The organism is Telluria sp. RB2R28 (genome assembly GCF_059685835.1).
In genome coordinates, this window is the sequence record NZ_JCASIK010000002.1 from 92,245 (window position 1) to 108,597 (window position 16,353).

General features: G+C 67.2%; 15 protein-coding genes. 11 read left to right on the forward strand and 4 right to left on the reverse strand.

Features of this window, described 5'->3' with window-relative positions; translation table 11 throughout:
• The first annotated feature begins 25 nt into the window (after nt 1-25).
• The 4 genes from AC56LV_RS08060 (at nt 26) to AC56LV_RS08075 (ending at nt 3,146) form a co-directional block, all read left to right on the forward strand.
• On the forward strand, nt 26-1,255 hold the full coding sequence (locus AC56LV_RS08060) for a metal-dependent hydrolase (protein ID WP_499556864.1): 1,230 nt from the start codon (nt 26-28) through the stop codon (nt 1,253-1,255).
• Nucleotides 1,256-1,343: 88 nt separating this feature from the next.
• On the forward strand, nt 1,344-1,739 hold the full coding sequence (locus tag AC56LV_RS08065) for an MAPEG family protein (RefSeq protein WP_499556865.1): 396 nt from the start codon (nt 1,344-1,346) through the stop codon (nt 1,737-1,739).
• Between the two features lie 93 nt (nt 1,740-1,832).
• Complete coding sequence (locus AC56LV_RS08070) at nt 1,833-2,666, forward strand: universal stress protein (protein WP_499556866.1); 834 nt, start codon at nt 1,833-1,835, stop codon at nt 2,664-2,666.
• A gap of 18 nt (nt 2,667-2,684) precedes the next feature.
• The gene (locus tag AC56LV_RS08075; protein WP_499556867.1) at nt 2,685-3,146 is read left to right on the forward strand and encodes a hypothetical protein; all 462 of its coding nucleotides are present in this window, start codon (nt 2,685-2,687) and stop codon (nt 3,144-3,146) included.
• Here the strand turns inward: AC56LV_RS08075 and AC56LV_RS08080 are convergent.
• The 3 genes from AC56LV_RS08080 to AC56LV_RS08090 form a co-directional block, all read right to left on the reverse strand.
• On the reverse strand, nt 3,125-3,667 hold the full coding sequence (locus AC56LV_RS08080) for a flavin reductase family protein (protein WP_499556868.1): 543 nt from the start codon (nt 3,665-3,667) through the stop codon (nt 3,125-3,127). The genes AC56LV_RS08075 and AC56LV_RS08080 overlap by 22 nt on opposite strands.
• 1 nt (nt 3,668) lies before the next feature.
• Nucleotides 3,669-4,730, reverse strand: coding sequence for an NAD(P)H-dependent flavin oxidoreductase (locus tag AC56LV_RS08085; RefSeq protein ID WP_499556869.1), 1,062 nt, complete (start codon nt 4,728-4,730; stop codon nt 3,669-3,671).
• A gap of 62 nt (nt 4,731-4,792) precedes the next feature.
• On the reverse strand, nt 4,793-5,278 hold the full coding sequence (locus AC56LV_RS08090; RefSeq protein WP_499556870.1) for an Lrp/AsnC ligand binding domain-containing protein: 486 nt from the start codon (nt 5,276-5,278) through the stop codon (nt 4,793-4,795).
• 112 nt (nt 5,279-5,390) lie between these two features.
• Between AC56LV_RS08090 and AC56LV_RS08095 the strand changes: the two genes are divergently transcribed.
• From AC56LV_RS08095 to gudD, 6 genes are all read left to right on the forward strand, one after another.
• Nucleotides 5,391-6,683 (forward strand): D-amino acid dehydrogenase, encoded by a 1,293-nt coding sequence (locus AC56LV_RS08095; protein WP_499556871.1) that lies wholly within the window; start codon nt 5,391-5,393, stop codon nt 6,681-6,683.
• A 4-nt stretch (nt 6,684-6,687) separates the two neighbouring features.
• Entirely contained in the window at nt 6,688-7,791 is a 1,104-nt protein-coding gene (gene alr / locus AC56LV_RS08100; protein ID WP_499556872.1) for an alanine racemase, read from the forward strand.
• Between the two features lie 60 nt (nt 7,792-7,851).
• Nucleotides 7,852-8,736, forward strand: coding sequence for a LysR substrate-binding domain-containing protein (locus tag AC56LV_RS08105; protein ID WP_499556873.1), 885 nt, complete (start codon nt 7,852-7,854; stop codon nt 8,734-8,736).
• 156 nt (nt 8,737-8,892) lie between these two features.
• Nucleotides 8,893-9,966, forward strand: coding sequence for a porin (locus AC56LV_RS08110; RefSeq protein WP_499556874.1), 1,074 nt, complete (start codon nt 8,893-8,895; stop codon nt 9,964-9,966).
• A gap of 30 nt (nt 9,967-9,996) precedes the next feature.
• Complete coding sequence (locus tag AC56LV_RS08115) at nt 9,997-10,965, forward strand: Bug family tripartite tricarboxylate transporter substrate binding protein (protein ID WP_499556875.1); 969 nt, start codon at nt 9,997-9,999, stop codon at nt 10,963-10,965.
• Between the two features lie 39 nt (nt 10,966-11,004).
• The gene (gene gudD / locus AC56LV_RS08120; RefSeq protein WP_499556876.1) at nt 11,005-12,345 is read left to right on the forward strand and encodes a glucarate dehydratase; all 1,341 of its coding nucleotides are present in this window, start codon (nt 11,005-11,007) and stop codon (nt 12,343-12,345) included.
• Here the strand turns inward: gudD and AC56LV_RS08125 are convergent, their stop codons facing one another.
• Nucleotides 12,346-13,044, reverse strand: a complete 699-nt coding sequence (locus tag AC56LV_RS08125) for an SOS response-associated peptidase family protein (RefSeq protein WP_499556877.1) — start codon at nt 13,042-13,044, stop codon at nt 12,346-12,348. It lies immediately after the preceding gene.
• A 98-nt stretch (nt 13,045-13,142) separates the two neighbouring features.
• On the opposite strand from AC56LV_RS08125, the gene AC56LV_RS08130 reads away from it, so the two are divergent.
• On the forward strand, nt 13,143-16,343 hold the full coding sequence (locus tag AC56LV_RS08130) for a hybrid sensor histidine kinase/response regulator (RefSeq protein WP_499556878.1): 3,201 nt from the start codon (nt 13,143-13,145) through the stop codon (nt 16,341-16,343).
• Nucleotides 16,344-16,353 lie beyond the last annotated feature (10 nt).

A 16,353-nucleotide genomic window follows, 5' to 3' on the forward strand; every position in this document is an offset into this window, starting at 1 on the left:
TTGCTTTTCAGGATAAACTTTGCAAATGGATAATTTGACCCACTCTCTCGTCGGCCTTGCCCTTGGCGAACTCGTCGACCGCGCCCTGCCTGCCCACCCCGATCCGCAGCGCGGGCGCACCCGTCGCCGCGTCCTGCTGGCCACCGGCGCGCTCGCCAGCAACTTCCCCGACCTGGATCTGGTACTGACGCCGCTGCTGGCCCCGCCGCTGGGCTATCTGCTGCACCACCGGGGGCACACGCACACGCTGCTGTTCGCGCTGCCGCAGATCGCCCTGCTGCTGGGACTGATGTGGCTGCTGTGGCCGGGCGCGCGGCGACTCATGCAGGGCGACCGGACGGCGCGCAACGCGATCCTTGCCACGGCCGCGCTCGGCATGGTGCTGCACCTGTCATTCGATTTTTTGAACGTGTACGGGGTGCACCCGTTCTATCCCCTCGATGCGCGCTGGCTGTATGGCGACATCGTGTTCATCGTCGAACCCGTGTTCTGGACCGCCCTGGGCGTGGCGCTGGCGCTGCAGGTGCCGGGCCGCGTGCTGCGCCCGCTGCTCACCGGCCTGATGCTGGCCGCGCCGGTCGTGTTTTTCGCGATGGGCTTCCTGCAGTGGGGCTCGCTCGTTGGCTTGCTGCTGCTGGCCGGTGTGATCGCGCTGGCGTCGCGCCGGGCCGGCGCCGCTGGCCTGGTTACGGCGATCGTCGCCTGCATCGGCTTCATCGCCATCCAGGGTGTGGCCGGGCACCTGGCGCGCGAACAGATCCGCAGCGCACTGGCCCAGGTGGAACCAGGCAGCCGCGTACTCGACATGCCCTTGTCGGCATTCCCGTCCAATCCGCTGTGCTGGTCGTTCGCGACGGTGACTGACAATGGCGGCGCCGGCAGTTATGCGATCCGCCTTGGCGTGCTGAGCCTGGCGCCGGGCGTGACGGGCGTGGATGCCTGCCCCGCCCGCTTTGGCGGCACGCCGGGCAGCGCACCTGCCGATTTTGCCTGGAAGTACCGCGAAGGCGGCAACCTGGCCGGCTTGCGCGGGCTGCAGCGCGACAATTGCCAGTTCGACGCCTGGCTGCGCTTCGCGCGCGTGCCATCGCTGATCGACGGCAAGGCCACCGACATCCGCTTTTCTGCGCCCGGCGAGGACAACTTCTCGACGCTGCCATACAAGGCAATGGCCAGCCAGCCGTGTCCGGCGCCCGTGCCCCAGTGGGGGCGGCCGCGGGGCGACCTGCTGGGCGAGGGGCAGGCTCGCCCCTGACCTTCCAGCGGGCCGGTCAGCAGTGCGCGCCTGAACACGGGAAAGGCGCGACACTGCTCCCGTCTACCCACATAACAAGGAAACAACAATGACGACCGAACTGACCCTGCTGGCCTGGACCCTCGTGCTGGCCCTTGTCCATATCATGCTGGTGGCCAACCTGCGCACCGCCGAGACCGGTATCCAGTACAACGCCAGCGCCCGCGACGGCGAAGCCCCGCCACCGCGGCCCGTGACGGCGCGTCTGCAGCGCGCGCAGGCCAATCTGTTCGAGACGCTGCCGCTGTTCATCGGCGCGGTCCTGATCGCGCACGTGTCAGGCAGCGAAGGCGACCTCACGCTGTGGGGCTGCTGGATGTATCTGATCGCGCGCATCGTCTACATCCCGCTGTATGCGGCCGGGATTCCGTACGTGCGCTCGCTGGTATGGCTCGTGTCGCTGGCCGGCCTGGTCATGGTACTGGCGGCTGTGCTGACTGCTTGACCTGCATCAAACGCGCGCCTGACATGGGCGCGCGCCGGGCGTATGATTTTCTCGTCGTGCACCTCTGCACGCCCCATACGAACGGAGTCAACCATGTTCAAGACTATCCTGCTGCAGATCGACGGCGGTACGGGCCAGGCCAGCCGGTTGCGCGCGGCGGCAGTGCTGGCCGAGATGCACGGCGCCCACCTCGTCGGCGCCGGCGCCACCGGCATTTCGCTGGCCAACTATGCGGTGCTCAATGGCGGCATGGCGGTGCCGCTGTCCGACCGCGCGTTCGAGGCGCTGCGCGACAACGTCCGCATCCGGCTTGACGCCTTCATCGAGCAGGCGCAGCGCCTCGGGATCGCCGGCGCCGAAGCGCGCCTGTTCGAGGGCAGCACGCACGACGGCCTGCTGCTGCAGTCGCGCTATGCCGACCTGATCGTCGTCAGCCAGCCAGATCCCAACGATCGCTTCGGCGCCGAACACGGCCTGCCACAGACCCTGGCACTGGGCGGTACACGTCCCGTGCTGGTGGTGCCCCCCGCCTACGACGGCGCGCCACTCCCCGGCAACGTGCTGATTGGCTGGGATGGCTCGATGCCGGCCCAGCGCGCCATCAGCGCCGCCCTGCCCCTGCTCGCGGGCGCCGGCAGCGTCACGCTTGGGCTGATCAACCCCGAACGCCAGTCCGAGCTGCACGGCGAAGAACCGGGTGCGGATATGGCGCTGTACCTGGCGCGTCATGGCGTGAAGGTCAATGTCGTCGTCGCCCATACCCAAGCACGGGAAAGCGACGCGCTGATCGACATGGCGCGTGATGTCCACGCGGGCCTGATGGTGATAGGCGCCTTTGGCCACAGCCGCTACCGCGAATGGTTCCTGGGCGGCGTCACGCGCGACCTGATTGGCAGCGCGCCGGTGCCGCTCCTGATCGCGCACTGATCGCGCACTGATCACACCATGGGCTTTCGCCATTATCCGGGCGGTGGGACGGGCGCTATCGGCGCCGCCATTCGCCATGCCCGGCGCCGCCTGTGCGAGCGCCTGGCGTGTGCGCTCGATCCTGTCCGCACGCCGGATGCCCATTTCGTGCGCGAGTTTCCCGTGCTGGTGGCCCGGGTCGAAGCGGGATTCCGGCACGAAGAAACGGTGATGGAATTGCTCGACTATCACCGCCTGCACGATCACCTGGCCGACAACGCCGTCGTTTTGGCGGCGCTGCACCGCGCCTTGCCGCTGATCGAAGACGGCGACATCGCGCTCGGGCGGCGGCTCGTTGCGGCGCTGCTCGACCTGCTCTCGCTCCATCGCATTTCTACCGACCTTGCGCTGGTGACGATGCCCGGCGCGCCCCCCGGCCGCCAGGGCAGCCACCTGGCGGGCGCGCTGAAGCGGCGCGACTACTTCAAGCCGTCGCGCTGACGCCGGATCACCTTGCCCGCCACCATGAAGGTGCCATCGCCCTTGTAATGCAGCGTTTCCGGATGCCGCGGCCGCGCCGCTGCGCGCGCTGCCACCACTTCCCAGATGAAAAAGTCGTAGCGTTCAACCAGGCTGTCGTCATGCAGCCGGCACTCGAACTGGGCATGGCATTCGCGGATCGACGGCGCCGCCACCAGTTCGCTGGCCTCCGGCGTCAGGCCGAACGCGGCGAACTTGTCGGTGTCGGTACCGGACGTCGAGCCCACGCCCAGCACCGCCTCGAGCTGGCTGCTGGTAGGCAGATTGATCACGCATTCGCCGCTGGCGCGGATCAGGCCGTGACTGTGGTTGGCGGACGAGATCACGCAGCCGATCAGGGACGGGGTAAATTCCATGACCGTGTGCCAGCCCATCACCATCACGTCGCGCTCGCCCGCGTGGGCGGACGTGACCAGCACCACCGGTTCCGGCTCCAGGAAACGGCGCACCTCGTGCAGCGGCAGGTCGGGTTGGCGCGCCATCTTATGCTTCGTGCGCAGTGCGCAGTTCTTCGACCAGCAGCGCCACGAGCTGCGCCGCCGGCATGGGCCGCGCCAGCGCATATGCCTGCCCGGCCCAGTTCACTGAATAGTCGTCGAGCCCCTGGCTGCTGGCCGCGGCATGCAGCGCTTTGGCGGCGTCGTAGGCGATCGGGTAATCGGGAACAGCCGGATGCCCGGGCGCACCGATCTCGCTGAAGAACCGATTGACGATGCCGCGCGCCGGCCGGCCCGAAATCGTCGCCGTCACCGCCGTGCCAAGATCGGGCTGCGCGAGCAGCGCGCGGTGGTGCGCGGATGTATTCGCCTCCGGGCAAGCAAGGAAGGCGGTCCCCATCTGCACGCCACGCGCGCCCAGGCGCAGGCTGGCGGCAATGCCCTGCCCGTCCATGATGCCACCGGCCGCGACCACCGGAATCCGCACGGCCTTGGCCAGCAGGCGCACCAGCGCAAACGTGCCGAGCGCCGGATCGGGCACCGACGGATCGAAGATACCGCGATGCCCGCCGGCCTCGTAGCCTTGTGCGACGACGATGTCGATGCCGGCCGCCTCGATGGCACGCGCTTCAAACGGGTTGGTGGCGGTGGCCATCAGCACGCAGCCGGCGCCGTGCAGCGCGTCGACCTGCTGCGCGCCGGGCAAGCCGAAATGAAAGCTGACCACGGCCGGACGCGTGCGCACCAGCACCTCGAGCATGTCGGGGTCGGCCAGGAAGCTGCGGTAGATTTCGCGCAGCGCCGCCGGCGGCGCCTGGCCCGTGCGCGCGAAGTGCGGCGCAAGATGATCGAGCCAGCGCGCCTCGCGCGCCGCGTCAAGCTGCGCCGGCGCGTGCGTGAACAGGTTGACGTTGAACGGACCGCCCGTCAGCGCCTGCAGCGCCGCGATCGCGCTTTCGGCCTGCGCCGCCGTGCCGGCGCCCAGCGCCAGCGAACCCAGGCCGCCGGCATCGGTCACGGCCGCTGCCAGCTGCGGTGTGCCGAAACCGGCCATCGGCGCCTGGATGATCGGATGGCGGATGCCGAGCAGCGAAGTCAGGGTGTTCACGGGCACTCCATGGGGGGTTAAATTGACCCACCAGTATAGTGCGTCGCTGCCGCTGTGCTGCGCTAGCGCGGAATCGACAGCGCCAGCGTTTCCTTCAGTTCTTCCATCACCACATAGCTTTTCGACTGGCCTGCATCGGCCACGTGCAGGATCTCGCCCAGGAGACGCCGGTACTCGGACATCTCGGGGATGCGCGCCTTGATCAGGTAATCGAAGTCGCCCGACACCAGGTGGCATTCGAGCACCTCGGGAATGGCCAGCATCGCGCGCCGGAAGCGCTCGAAGGCCTTGTCCGATTTCTGGTGCAGGTTGATCTCGACGAACACCAGGATCTGCATGCCCAGTGCCTGCGGATTGACGCGTGCGTAGTAGCCCATGATCACGCCATCGCGCTCCATGCGCTTGACGCGCTCGATGCAGGGCGTGAGCGACAGACCGACCTGCTCGGCCAGGTCTTTCATGACGATCCGCGCATCCTGCTGCAGGATCGCCAGGATGTGCAGGTCGATGCGGTCGAGGATCCGGTTCGACGCCTTTTGTACGCGCATGGACAAACTCCGTAATTTTTACTGAAAACTGCCGTATTAACAGAAACAATTATCAGCCTTCTGGCGGTACGATGGCAAGCTTTACCAAATCCTGATTCTTTTCGAGGAAATTATGCGTGTCATCGTATTGGGCAGCGGCGTGGTCGGCGTCACCACCGCGTATTACCTGGCCCTGGCCGGGCATGAAGTCACCGTGATCGACCGCCAGCCCGGTCCCGCCCTCGAAACCAGTTTCGCCAATGCCGGCCAGATTTCGCCCGGCTACGCCTCGCCGTGGGCCGCGCCCGGGATTCCGCTGAAAGCCGCCAAATGGCTGTTCCAGCGCCACGCGCCGCTCTCGATCAAGCCCGACGGCACGCTGTTCCAGCTGCAGTGGATGTGGGAGATGTACCGCAACTGCGACCCGGCGCGCTACGCCGTCAACAAGGAGCGCATGGTGCGCCTGGCCGAATACAGCCGCGATTGCATGCGCCAGCTGCGGCGCGACACCGGCATCGCCTACGAAGGCCGCCAGCAAGGCACCGTGCAGCTGTTCCGCACGCAGCAGCAATTCGACAGCGCCGCCAAGGACATCAACGTGCTGCGCGACGCCGGCGTCGCGTACGAAGTGCTGCAAGGCGCGCAGCTGGCGGCGGCCGAACCGGCGCTGGCCAATGTCGCCCACAAGCTGGTCGGCGGCCTGCGCCTGCCGAACGATGAAACGGGCGACTGCCAGCTGTTTACCACGCGCCTGACCGCCATGGCGCGCGACCTGGGTGTGCGCTTTGAATTCGACACCACCGTGCGCCGTCTGGAAGAAGCCGGCGGCGAGATCGCCGGCATCGTCACCGACAAGGGCGTATTGACGGCCGACCGCTACGTGCTGGCCACGGGCAGCCACACGCGCGCCCTGTTGCAGCGCTGGTTCCCGGTGCCCGTGTATCCGATGAAGGGGTACTCGCTGACCGTGCCGATCGTTGACGCGGCGCGTGCACCCGTCTCGACCATCCTCGACGAAACCTACAAGATCGCCGTGACACGTTTTGACGACCGCATCCGCGTGGGCGGCATGGCCGAGCTGTCGGGCTTTAACCTCGACCTCAACCCACGCCGCCGCGAAACGCTCGAACTGGTGGTCAACGACCTGTTCCCCGGCGCGGGCGACACCGCCCAGGCCAGCTTCTGGACCGGCCTGCGGCCAATGACGCCGGACAGCACACCGATCGTCGGCCCCACGCCACTGCGCAACCTGTTCCTCAACACGGGCCACGGCACGCTAGGCTGGACGATGGCGGCCGGTTCGGCCACCGTCATCGCCGACCTGGTTGGTGGCAAGACGCCGGCGATCCGCGCCGACGACCTGGCCGTGTTCCGCTATGCCGGCACGCGCGACGTCTCGCCTGACGCCGAACTGGCGCGGAACTGAGGCAATGCCGTCCGCAACGCGCGCCGGCGCGTATCTCACCGTCGACCTGCACGTGGTGCGGGCCAACTACCGCCATCTTCGTCACCTTGGCGGCGGTGTCGAATGCGGCGCCGTGCTCAAGGCCGATGCGTATGGCCTGGGCATGACGCCAGTGGCTGCCGCGCTGGTGGCCGAAGGCTGCCGCACGTTCTTCACGGCGCACCTGGATGAAGGCATTCGCCTGCGCACGCTCCTGCCGGACGGGACCACCATCTATGTGATGCACGGCGCGATGCCCGGCGCGGCGCGCGATTGCCTGGCGCACGACCTGGTGCCGGTATTGAACGATCCGGGCCAGCTCGAAGAGTGGCGCGCGCTGGCGCGGGAAACCGGCCGCGTGCTGCCGGCCGCGCTGCAGTTCGACACGGGCATGGCGCGCATGGGCCTGGCCGGTGCGGATGTCGACCGTTTGCGCCAGGACCCGGGCTGGCTCGATGGCCTGCGCCCGCAACTGGTCATGAGCCACCTGGCCTGCGCCGACGAAGCGCAGCATCCGATCAATGCGCACCAGCGCCAGCGTTTTGACGCTGTACGCGCGCTGTTTCCCGGCGTGCCGGGCAGCCTGGCCAATTCGTCGGGTGTGTTCCTCGGCCCGGCCTTTCATCATGACCTGCTGCGCCCGGGCGCGGCGCTGTACGGCATCCATCCGCAGCCGGGCGGCGTCAATCCGCTGGCGCAGGCGGTGTCGCTCGCTGCGCGCGTGGTGCAGCTGCGCAGCATCGACGCGGGCGACATCGTCGGCTACGGCGCGCGCTACGTGGCGCCCGGCCCGCGCCGCATCGCCACGATCGCCATCGGCTACGCCGACGGCTGGCTGCGCGCGCTGAGCGGCCGCTCGTATGCGTACATCGACGGCGTCGCCGTGCCCTTCGTCGGCACCGTGTCGATGGACAGCATCACGCTCGACGTGACCGGCGTGCCGGACGAGCGCATTGCGCCGGGCCAGAGCGTCGACCTGCTGTGCGCACAGCAGACGGTGGACGATGTGGCGGCGCAGGCCGGCACGATCGGGTATGAGGTGCTCACGCGCCTGGGCAGCCGTTTCCACCGAAACTACGTGGGCGAGTAATTCTTCACCGGTTACACTATTCGCCCGGCGACCCGCCGTATTCTGGTGAAGAGGTAACCCTTGTTTGAAATCAGCCAGCTGCGCTGCTTCGTCGCGGTCGCCGAAGAGCTGCACTTCAGCCGCGCAGCCGAGCGCCTGAACATGACGCAGCCGCCCCTGAGCCGCCAGATCCGGCTGCTCGAACACAGCGTCGGCGTGGCCCTGCTCGAGCGCACCAGCCGCTCCGTCACGCTGACCGCCGCCGGCGCGGCCTTCCTGCCCGAAGCGACCCGTATCCTGCGCCTGGCGCAGGAAGCCGCGGTCAAGGCGCGCCGCACCGCCAGCGGCGAACAGGGTTCGCTGACGATCGGCTTCAGCGCCGCATCGGGCTATAGCCTGCTCCCGGCGGTCGTGCGCGGCATCCGCCAGACCTGTCCCCAGGTCGCCCTCAATCTCAAGGAGCTGGTCAGCACGGCGCAGGTCGAAGCGCTGAACGCCGGTGAAATCGACCTTGGCCTGATGCGCCCCCACACCATCAACAGCGAACTGGAAAGCATCCTGATGGTGACCGAATCGCTGATGCTGGCGATCCAGGAAAGCGACGCCCACCTGTGGCCCGAGGCCCCGACGCTGGCCTGCTTTCACGGCAAGCCATTCGTCATGTACTCGCCGTACGAGGCACGGCCGTTCTACCAGATGCTGAGCGAACGGTTCGCCAGGGCTGGCGTGGTGCCCGACATCGTCGAGCACATCGGCCAGGTGCACACGATGCTGGCCCTGGTCGGCGCCGGCATGGGCGCGGCCCTGATCGCGGAAGGCGCGGCCCGGCTGAAATTCGAAGGCATTGTCCTGCGCAAGGTGGCCACCGACCCGGTGCACCTGGTAGCCACCTACCGGCGCGACAACGACAATCCCGTGCTGGCGCTGCTCAAGCAGCAGGTGCTGGCATCGTTCCATCCCGCCTGACGCCGAGATTGATTCAATTCCTGTATTGGTGGCGACAGCCTTTGGATTGATTCGGCATTGATCTCCGCTCTATGATGGACCCAGCCCCAGGCATGCGACTGCTGAAGGCTGCGTACGGATCGCATAAGGTCCGACCACATAACAAAGGAGACAGTCTTGAAAACAGCAGCAGCGCTTGTCCTGTTACTGGGCGCCGGCACGGCCCATGCCCAAACGTCCGTCGCGTTCTACGGCCTGGTGGACGCCGCCATCGTCGTCGAGGATGGCGGCACCGCCGGACGCGTCACCAAGGTCACCAGCGGCGCCGCCGCCGCTTCGCGCTTCGGCCTGCGCGGCGTGGAAGAACTGGGCGACGGCATGGCCGCCTTCTTCACGCTTGAAGGCGGCACCAGGATCGATACTGGCGAAATCGACGCCGCCGGCACCATCTTCAATCGTCAGGCTTACGTCGGCTTGCGCACCAAGTTCGGCTCGGTGGCGCTCGGGCGGCAGTACACGCCGTATCACACGGCGATGGTCTCGATCGTCGACCCGTTCAACACCGGCTATGCGGGCAGCGCCAAGAGCCTGTTTCCCCACAACGGCACCAATATCCGCACCAGCAACACGATCACCTACGCCACGCCGAAGAAGAACGGCTTCGACGGCGAACTGGCCTACAGCGTGGGCGAGCAAAGCCGCTCGGCCGCAGGGCGCCAGTTCGGCGGCGCGATTGGCTACGCGGCCGGCCCGCTGGCCGTGCGCCTCGTCTACAACAACAAGAACACCGATGTCGCGGCCAATGGCGCCGCACCTAGAGTGGACCGGTCGATCGGCCGCAACATCCTGCTCGCGGCTTCGTACAACGCCGGCTGGATCAAGCTGCACTCGGGGATCAGCAGCGACAAGGGCGACAACGCCGCGCCGCTGATCAACCCGAACAACCCGTATGGCGGCGTGCGGCCGACGCCGTCAACGGACGGGCGCAGCTACCTGCTCGGCATCTCGGCGCCGGTCATGGGCGGCACGCTGCTGGCGTCGGTCCTGCACAAGGATGACCGCACCCGTTTCAATCAGGATGCCAATTCCTGGGGCGTTGGCTACCTGTACGCGCTGTCCAAACGCACCGGCCTGTACGCCGCCTACGGCCATGTCGACAACCGCAACGGCGCCGGCTACACGGTGGCAAACAATACCGAATCGGGCAGCGGCGACACCGCGTACAACCTGGGCGTGCGCCACAGCTTCTGAGTCCTGACACCATAACAACGAGGAGACACAATGACGATCCGTACCAAGGTTTCATCCCTGCTCATGGGACTGGCAATTCTAGGTGGCGCCCAGGCAGCAGGTTTTCCCGACAAGGCAATCAATGTCGTCGTGCCGTTCCCGGCGGGCGGCTCCACCGACGCCATCGCGCGGGCCATCGGTCCGAAGGTCAGCGCCAAACTGGGCCAGCCGTGGGTGGTCGATAACCGTCCGGGCGCCACCGGCGCGCTGGGCGGCGGCTACGTCAAGCGCGCGGCGCCCGATGGCTACACGCTGATGGTCGCGTCGATCGGCGTGTATTCGGTCAACCCGCTGCTGCAGAAAACCCTGCCCTACGATCCGTCGAAGGACTTCGACCTGCTGACCGTGGCCGTGCAGGCGCCGAACGTGCTGGTGACGAATGCCACCGTGCCGGCCAACACGGTCGCGGACTTCGTCGCTTACCTGAAGAAAAATCCGGACAAGATCACGTTCGCCACGTCGGGCGCCGGCAGCTCGGACCACCTGACGACGGCGCTGTTCTGGCAAAAGACCGGCACCTCGGGCCTGCACGTGCCGTACAAGGGCGGCGCACCGGCGATCACCGACCTGCTGGGCGGCCACGCCAACGCGTCCTTCCAGAACATCAACGTCGTGCTCAGCCACATCAAGGCAGGTAAGCTCAAGGCCCTGGCCGTCACGGGCAGCAAGCGCTCGGCGGTACTGCCGAACGTGCCGACGCTGGGCGAAGCTGGCGTCAAGGAAGTCGACGTCTATTCGTGGCAGGGCATCGCGGCGCCAAAAGGCTTGCCGAAGGATGTGAAGGCCACGCTGCACGCGACGATCACGGGCGCGCTGCACGATCCGCAGATTGCCGCCAAACTGACCGAACAGGGTTTCGAGGTCGTGGCCTCGACGCCCGAGCAGTTCGCCAGGTTCCAGGCGCAGGAGCTGGCCCGCTGGCGCGAGGTGATCATCAACGGCAAGATCACGCTGGACTGACGCCAGATTCGTTCAACATTCATTTTCAAGCAGCCCATCATGTCCCCTACTTCGGCAAACGCCCCCGTCATCACCAGCCTGCGCGTCGTCCCCGTCGCGGGCCAGGACAGCATGCTCCTGAACCTGAGCGGCGCGCACGGCCCCTGGTTCACCCGCAATATCGTGATCCTGACCGACAGCGCCGGCAATACCGGCCTGGGCGAAGTGCCCGGCGGCGAAAAGATCCGCCAGACCATCGAGGATGCCAGCCCGTTCGTCATCGGCGCCACGCTGGGCGACTACAACAAGGTGCTGAATGCGATGCGCAGCGCGTTCGCCGACCGCGACCTTGGCGGCCGCGGCCTGCAGACGTTCGACCTGCGCACGACCATTCACGCCGTCACGGCCGTCGAATCGGCAATGCTCGACCTGCTCGGCCAGTTCATGGGTGTGCCGGTGGCGGCGCTCTTGGGTGAAGGCCAGCAGCGCACGGCGGTGGAGATGCTGGGCTACCTGTTCTACGTGGGCGACAGCGGCAAGACGCCGCTGGGCTACCGCAGCGAAGCCGATGCGGTCGATCCCTGGCTGCGCCTGCGCAACGAGCAGGCGCTCACGCCGGAAGCGATCGTGCGCCTGGCCGAAGCGGCGCGTGAGCGCTACGGCTTCAATGACTTCAAGCTCAAGGGCGGCGTGCTGGGGGCCGACGAAGAGATGGAGGCGATCGTCGCCCTGCACGAGCGCTTCCCGCAGGCGCGTGTGACGCTCGACCCGAATGGCGGCTGGCTGCTGGCCGACGCCATCCGCGTGTGCCGCGACAAGCACGACATCCTGGCCTATGCCGAAGACCCGTGCGGCGCCGAGAACGGGTACTCGGGCCGGGAAGTGATGGCCGAGTTCCGCCGCGCCACGGGCCTGCGCACGGCCACCAACATGATCGCGACCGACTGGCGCCAGATGGCCCATGCGATCCAGCTGCAGTCGGTCGACATCCCGCTGGCCGACCCGCACTTCTGGACCATGCAGGGCTCGGTGCGGGTGGCCCAGTTGTGCGAGATGTTCGGCCTGACCTGGGGCTCGCACTCGAACAACCATTTCGACATCTCACTGGCGATGTTCACGCACGTGGGCGCCGCCGCGCCGGGGCGCGTCACGGCCATCGACACTCACTGGATCTGGCAGGATGGCCAGCACCTGACCAGGGAGCCGCTGCGCATCGAAGGCGGCATGGTGCAGGTGCCGGCGCGCCCGGGCCTGGGTATCGAACTGGATGCCGACAAGCTCGAAGCAGCGCACCAGGCCTACAAGAATCTCGGCCTGGGCGCACGTGACGATGCGGTGGCGATGCAGTACCTGATCCGCGACTGGAAGTTCGACAACAAGCGCCCTTGCCTGCTGCGTTGATCAGAACAGCTCACCATTGACAGGCACCGGCGCCGCGGTCGGCGCTGCGCGCCTGGGCGCCAGCGGCGCCGGCCACGCCGTCATCGCCTCGGCCGGGAAATGTCGCAGGAAGCTGTGCGCCACGTCGAGGTCGCGGCTACCCAGCCAGTCGCGCACCTCGTCGTCGCCCAGCAGCACCAGCGAGCGCTTTTCGTCGCCCGGCCGGTGCATGCGGCGCATCAAGGGGTGCGTGTCGGCGTTGATCGTGATCTGGGTGAAGGCACTGGTCATGCTGCCGTCGGCTTCCTGCCATTCGCGCCACAGCCCCGCCACCCAGAACAGCGATTTGTCGCGGATGCCGATCGCCGTGCGTTCGGCGCGGCCGCTCTCGTAGCACGGCTCGTAAAACCACAGCATCGGCACCGCGCACAGTTGCAGGCGGCGCCAGGCCGACGCGAACGAACGGCGCGCGACCAGCGATTCGGCGCGCGCGTTCATCGTATCGAACGGTTTCACGTCGGGCGGGATGTGGCGGCGCGGGACCATGCCATAACTCGCCACACGGGCCTGCGGCGCCAGCCCGGGCGCAGCGCACAGGATCGGCGCATCGTAATCCTTCCACGTTTCTTCGGGCCACTGCCAGTCGCGCGGCAACTGGCTGAACGCGCCAATGCGGCCGTTGAACATCTCGGGCGTCGGGGGATGGTAATTCACGCACATGACGCAGCTCCTGAAATATTTCCTGAAAGTAAAGGCGCGGTACTGCTCGGCAGTACAAGTGTAAAATACCAGTGTCTTTTTTTAGCATTCTACCCACGATGCCCGTCAGCCTGCCCTTCCTGCCCGAAAACGACGAAACTTCGCGCCTGATCCTGACCTATCCGTGGCACGCCACCGATCTCGGCCCGATCGACGCCTGGCCAAGCGTGCTCAAGACAACCGTCGCACTGATCATGGCCACGCCGACGCCGATTGCCACACTATGGGGCCCGGACGGCTACATGATCTACAACGAGGCTTACGGGGTGATCGCAGGCGGGCGCCACCCAATGCTACTGGGTTCGAAAGTGCGCGAAGGCTGGCCCGAAGTGGCCGAATTCAACGACAACGTGATGCGCGTCGGCCTGGCGGGCGGCACGCTCAGCTACCAGGACCAGGAACTCACGCTGCACCGCAGCGGCGCGCCCGAGCAGGTCTGGATGAACCTCGACTATTCGCCGATCCGCGATCAGGATGGCGTGATTGCCGGCGTCATGGCGGTCGTGGTCGAGACCTCCAGCAAGGTCAAGGCCGAACGCCACATCCAGGCCGAGCGCGCGCGCCTGCACACGATGTTCGAGCAGGCGCCGGGCTTCATGTGCCTGCTGGACGGCCCCGAACACCATTACGCGCTCACCAACGACGCCTACCGCACGCTGACCGGCAGGCGCGCCCTGCTCGGCATGCCGGTGGCGCAGGCCTTGCCCGAACTGGCCTCGCATGGCCTGGTCGAGCAGCTCGACCGCAGTTTCGCCGATGGCACGGCGTTTCGCGCCGAAGGCGTCGAACTGGTGCTGAACAATCCCGGCCAGGACGGCCCGACCAGCACCTTCATCGACGTCGTGCTCCAGCCGCTGCGCGACGCCGATGGCGCCGTGTTCGCCACCTTCGTGCTCGGCAACGACGTCACCGAACGGGTGCACGCCGAGCGCGCGCTGCGCGCGAGCGAAACGCGCTTTCGCACCTTTGCTCAAGCGATGCCGAACCACGTGTGGGCGGCGCACGATGACGGCAGCGTCGAATGGATCAACGACCGCGTGCGCGAGTACGCCGGCTGCAGCACGTCGCCCGACGATGCGCTGGGTCTGGGCTGGAAGGCGATCGTGCATCCGGACGACATGGAACGCTACCGCGCCGTGTGGCAGGCCAGCGTGGCGACGGGCGCGCCGATCGACGCCGAAATCCGCCTGCGCCGCCACGATGGCCAGTACCGCTGGCATCTGGTGCGTGCCCACCGCTCCCCGGGCGAGGCTGGCGAAGCATCGCTCTGGATCGGCAGCAGCATCGACATCGAAGACCAGAAGCGCGCATCCGACGCACTGGCCTTGTCCAATGCCAGCCTGGAAGAACGGGTCGAACGCCGCACCGCCGAACGTGACCGCATGTGGCGCCTGTCGAAGGACATCATGCTGGTGGCCGACCTGCACGCCACGCTGTTCGCCGTCAATCCGGCCTTTACGGCCATCCTCGGCTGGACCGAAGCCGAGGTGCTGGGCACGCCGATGCTGGCACTCGTGCATCCCGACGACCGCGCCGTGACGGCGCAGCAGATGGAGGCGCTGCGCGCCGGTGGTCAGGTGTACCGCTTCGAGAACCGCTGGCAGCGCAAGAATGGCTCGTGGTGCAACCTGTCGTGGACCGCGTCGCCCGACCTGCAGTACGTGCACGCCGTGGGCCGCGACATCAGTGCCGACCTGGCGCAGATGGACGTCATGCGCCGCACCGAGGCGGCGCTGCAGCAGTCGCAGAAGATGGAAACGATCGGCAAGCTCACCGGCGGCGTCGCGCACGACTTCAACAACCTGCTGCAGGTCATCGGCGGCAACCTGCAACTCATCGCACGCCGCGCCGACGGTCTGCCCGAGATCCAGAAGCGCGTCCAGAACGCCATGAGCGGCGTCGAACGGGGCGCCAAGCTGGCCAGCTCACTGCTGTCGTTCGCGCGACGCCAGCCGCTCGAACCCAAGGCGGTCAAGATCGGGCGCCTGCTGGGCAATATGGACGACATGATGCGGCGCGCGCTGGGCGAAGAGATCGACATCGAGATGGTGATCTCGGGCGGCCTGTGGACCACCGAGGTCGACCCGGCGCAGCTCGAGAACGCGATCCTGAACCTGGCGATCAACGCGCGCGATGCGATGGAGGGCGCCGGGCGCCTGACGCTCGAAGTCGCCAACGCGGCGCTGGACGCCACCTATTGCCTGGCACACCCGGAGGTCACGCCCGGCCAGTACGTGATGCTGGCCGTGAGCGACACCGGCAGCGGCATGCCGCAGGACGTGATCGACCAGGCCTTCGAGCCGTTCTTCTCGACCAAGCCCGAAGGCAAAGGCACGGGCCTGGGCCTGTCGATGGTGTATGGGCTCGTCAAGCAGTCGGGCGGCCACGTCAAGATCTACAGCGAGGTCGATGAAGGCACCACGATCAAGATCTACCTGCCCCGCTCCCTGCAGGTCGAGGATCATGCGGGCGAGCCGCTGCTGCAACCCGTCACGGGCGGCCACGAGACCGTGCTGGTGGTCGAGGACGACGAGCAGGTGCGCCTGACGGTGGTCGACATGCTGACCGACCTGGGTTATCGCGTGCTGCGCGCCAACGACGCCAGCGCAGCGCTGACGGTGGTCGACAGCGGCATCCACATCGACCTGCTGTTTACCGACGTCGTGATGCCCGGGCCGCTGCGCAGCCCCGAGCTGGCCAAAAAGACGCGCGAGCGCTTGCCGAATGTGGCGGTGCTGTTCACGTCGGGCTATACCGAGAACGCGATCGTGCACGGCGGCCGGCTCGACGCCGGCGTCGAACTGCTCGGCAAGCCGTACACGCGCGACAACCTGGCGCGCAAGGTGCGGCACGTGCTGTCGAACCAGCAGCAGAAGAATGCGCTGCTGGCGGCAAGCTTGCCCCCGGCGACGTCAGCGCCGACAACCTCGAAGGCGCGCGTGCTGCTGGTGGAAGACGACGACGCCATCCGCGAGAACACGGCTGAACTGATGCGCTTTCTGGGGTACGAGGTGCTGGAAGCGGCCGATGCCGAAGCCGCGCTGGACTTGCTGGACCGCGCGCCCGACATCGTGCTGACCGACCTGCACCTGCCGAAGATGCAAGGCGATGAACTGGCCCTGAGGGTCAAGGCGCGCCTGCCGCAGACGCGCATCGCGTTTGCCAGCGGGGCCAGTCAGGCGTCCAGCGTCGCCGATGCGATTCTGTCCAAGCCGTATGATGCGCAGCAGCTTGAGGCGTTGCTGGTGCGGCTGGCGTAGCTTGAAACGG

What these genes read in the sequence shown, in the direction of transcription:
- AC56LV_RS08060 (WP_499556864.1), top strand. Translation starts at nt 26, where the DNA reads ATGGATAATTTGACCCACTCTCTCGTCGGCCTTGCCCTTGGCGAACTC.
- AC56LV_RS08065 (WP_499556865.1), top strand. Translation starts at nt 1,344, where the DNA reads ATGACGACCGAACTGACCCTGCTGGCCTGGACCCTCGTGCTGGCCCTT.
- AC56LV_RS08070 (WP_499556866.1), top strand. Translation starts at nt 1,833, where the DNA reads ATGTTCAAGACTATCCTGCTGCAGATCGACGGCGGTACGGGCCAGGCC.
- AC56LV_RS08075 (WP_499556867.1), top strand. Translation starts at nt 2,685, where the DNA reads ATGGGCTTTCGCCATTATCCGGGCGGTGGGACGGGCGCTATCGGCGCC.
- AC56LV_RS08080 (WP_499556868.1), bottom strand. Translation starts at nt 3,667, where the DNA reads ATGGCGCGCCAACCCGACCTGCCGCTGCACGAGGTGCGCCGTTTCCTG.
- AC56LV_RS08090 (WP_499556870.1), bottom strand. Translation starts at nt 5,278, where the DNA reads ATGCGCGTACAAAAGGCGTCGAACCGGATCCTCGACCGCATCGACCTG.
- AC56LV_RS08095 (WP_499556871.1), top strand. Translation starts at nt 5,391, where the DNA reads ATGCGTGTCATCGTATTGGGCAGCGGCGTGGTCGGCGTCACCACCGCG.
- alr (WP_499556872.1), top strand. Translation starts at nt 6,688, where the DNA reads ATGCCGTCCGCAACGCGCGCCGGCGCGTATCTCACCGTCGACCTGCAC.
- AC56LV_RS08115 (WP_499556875.1), top strand. Translation starts at nt 9,997, where the DNA reads ATGACGATCCGTACCAAGGTTTCATCCCTGCTCATGGGACTGGCAATT.
- gudD (WP_499556876.1), top strand. Translation starts at nt 11,005, where the DNA reads ATGTCCCCTACTTCGGCAAACGCCCCCGTCATCACCAGCCTGCGCGTC.
- AC56LV_RS08125 (WP_499556877.1), bottom strand. Translation starts at nt 13,044, where the DNA reads ATGTGCGTGAATTACCATCCCCCGACGCCCGAGATGTTCAACGGCCGC.
- AC56LV_RS08130 (WP_499556878.1), top strand. Translation starts at nt 13,143, where the DNA reads ATGCCCGTCAGCCTGCCCTTCCTGCCCGAAAACGACGAAACTTCGCGC.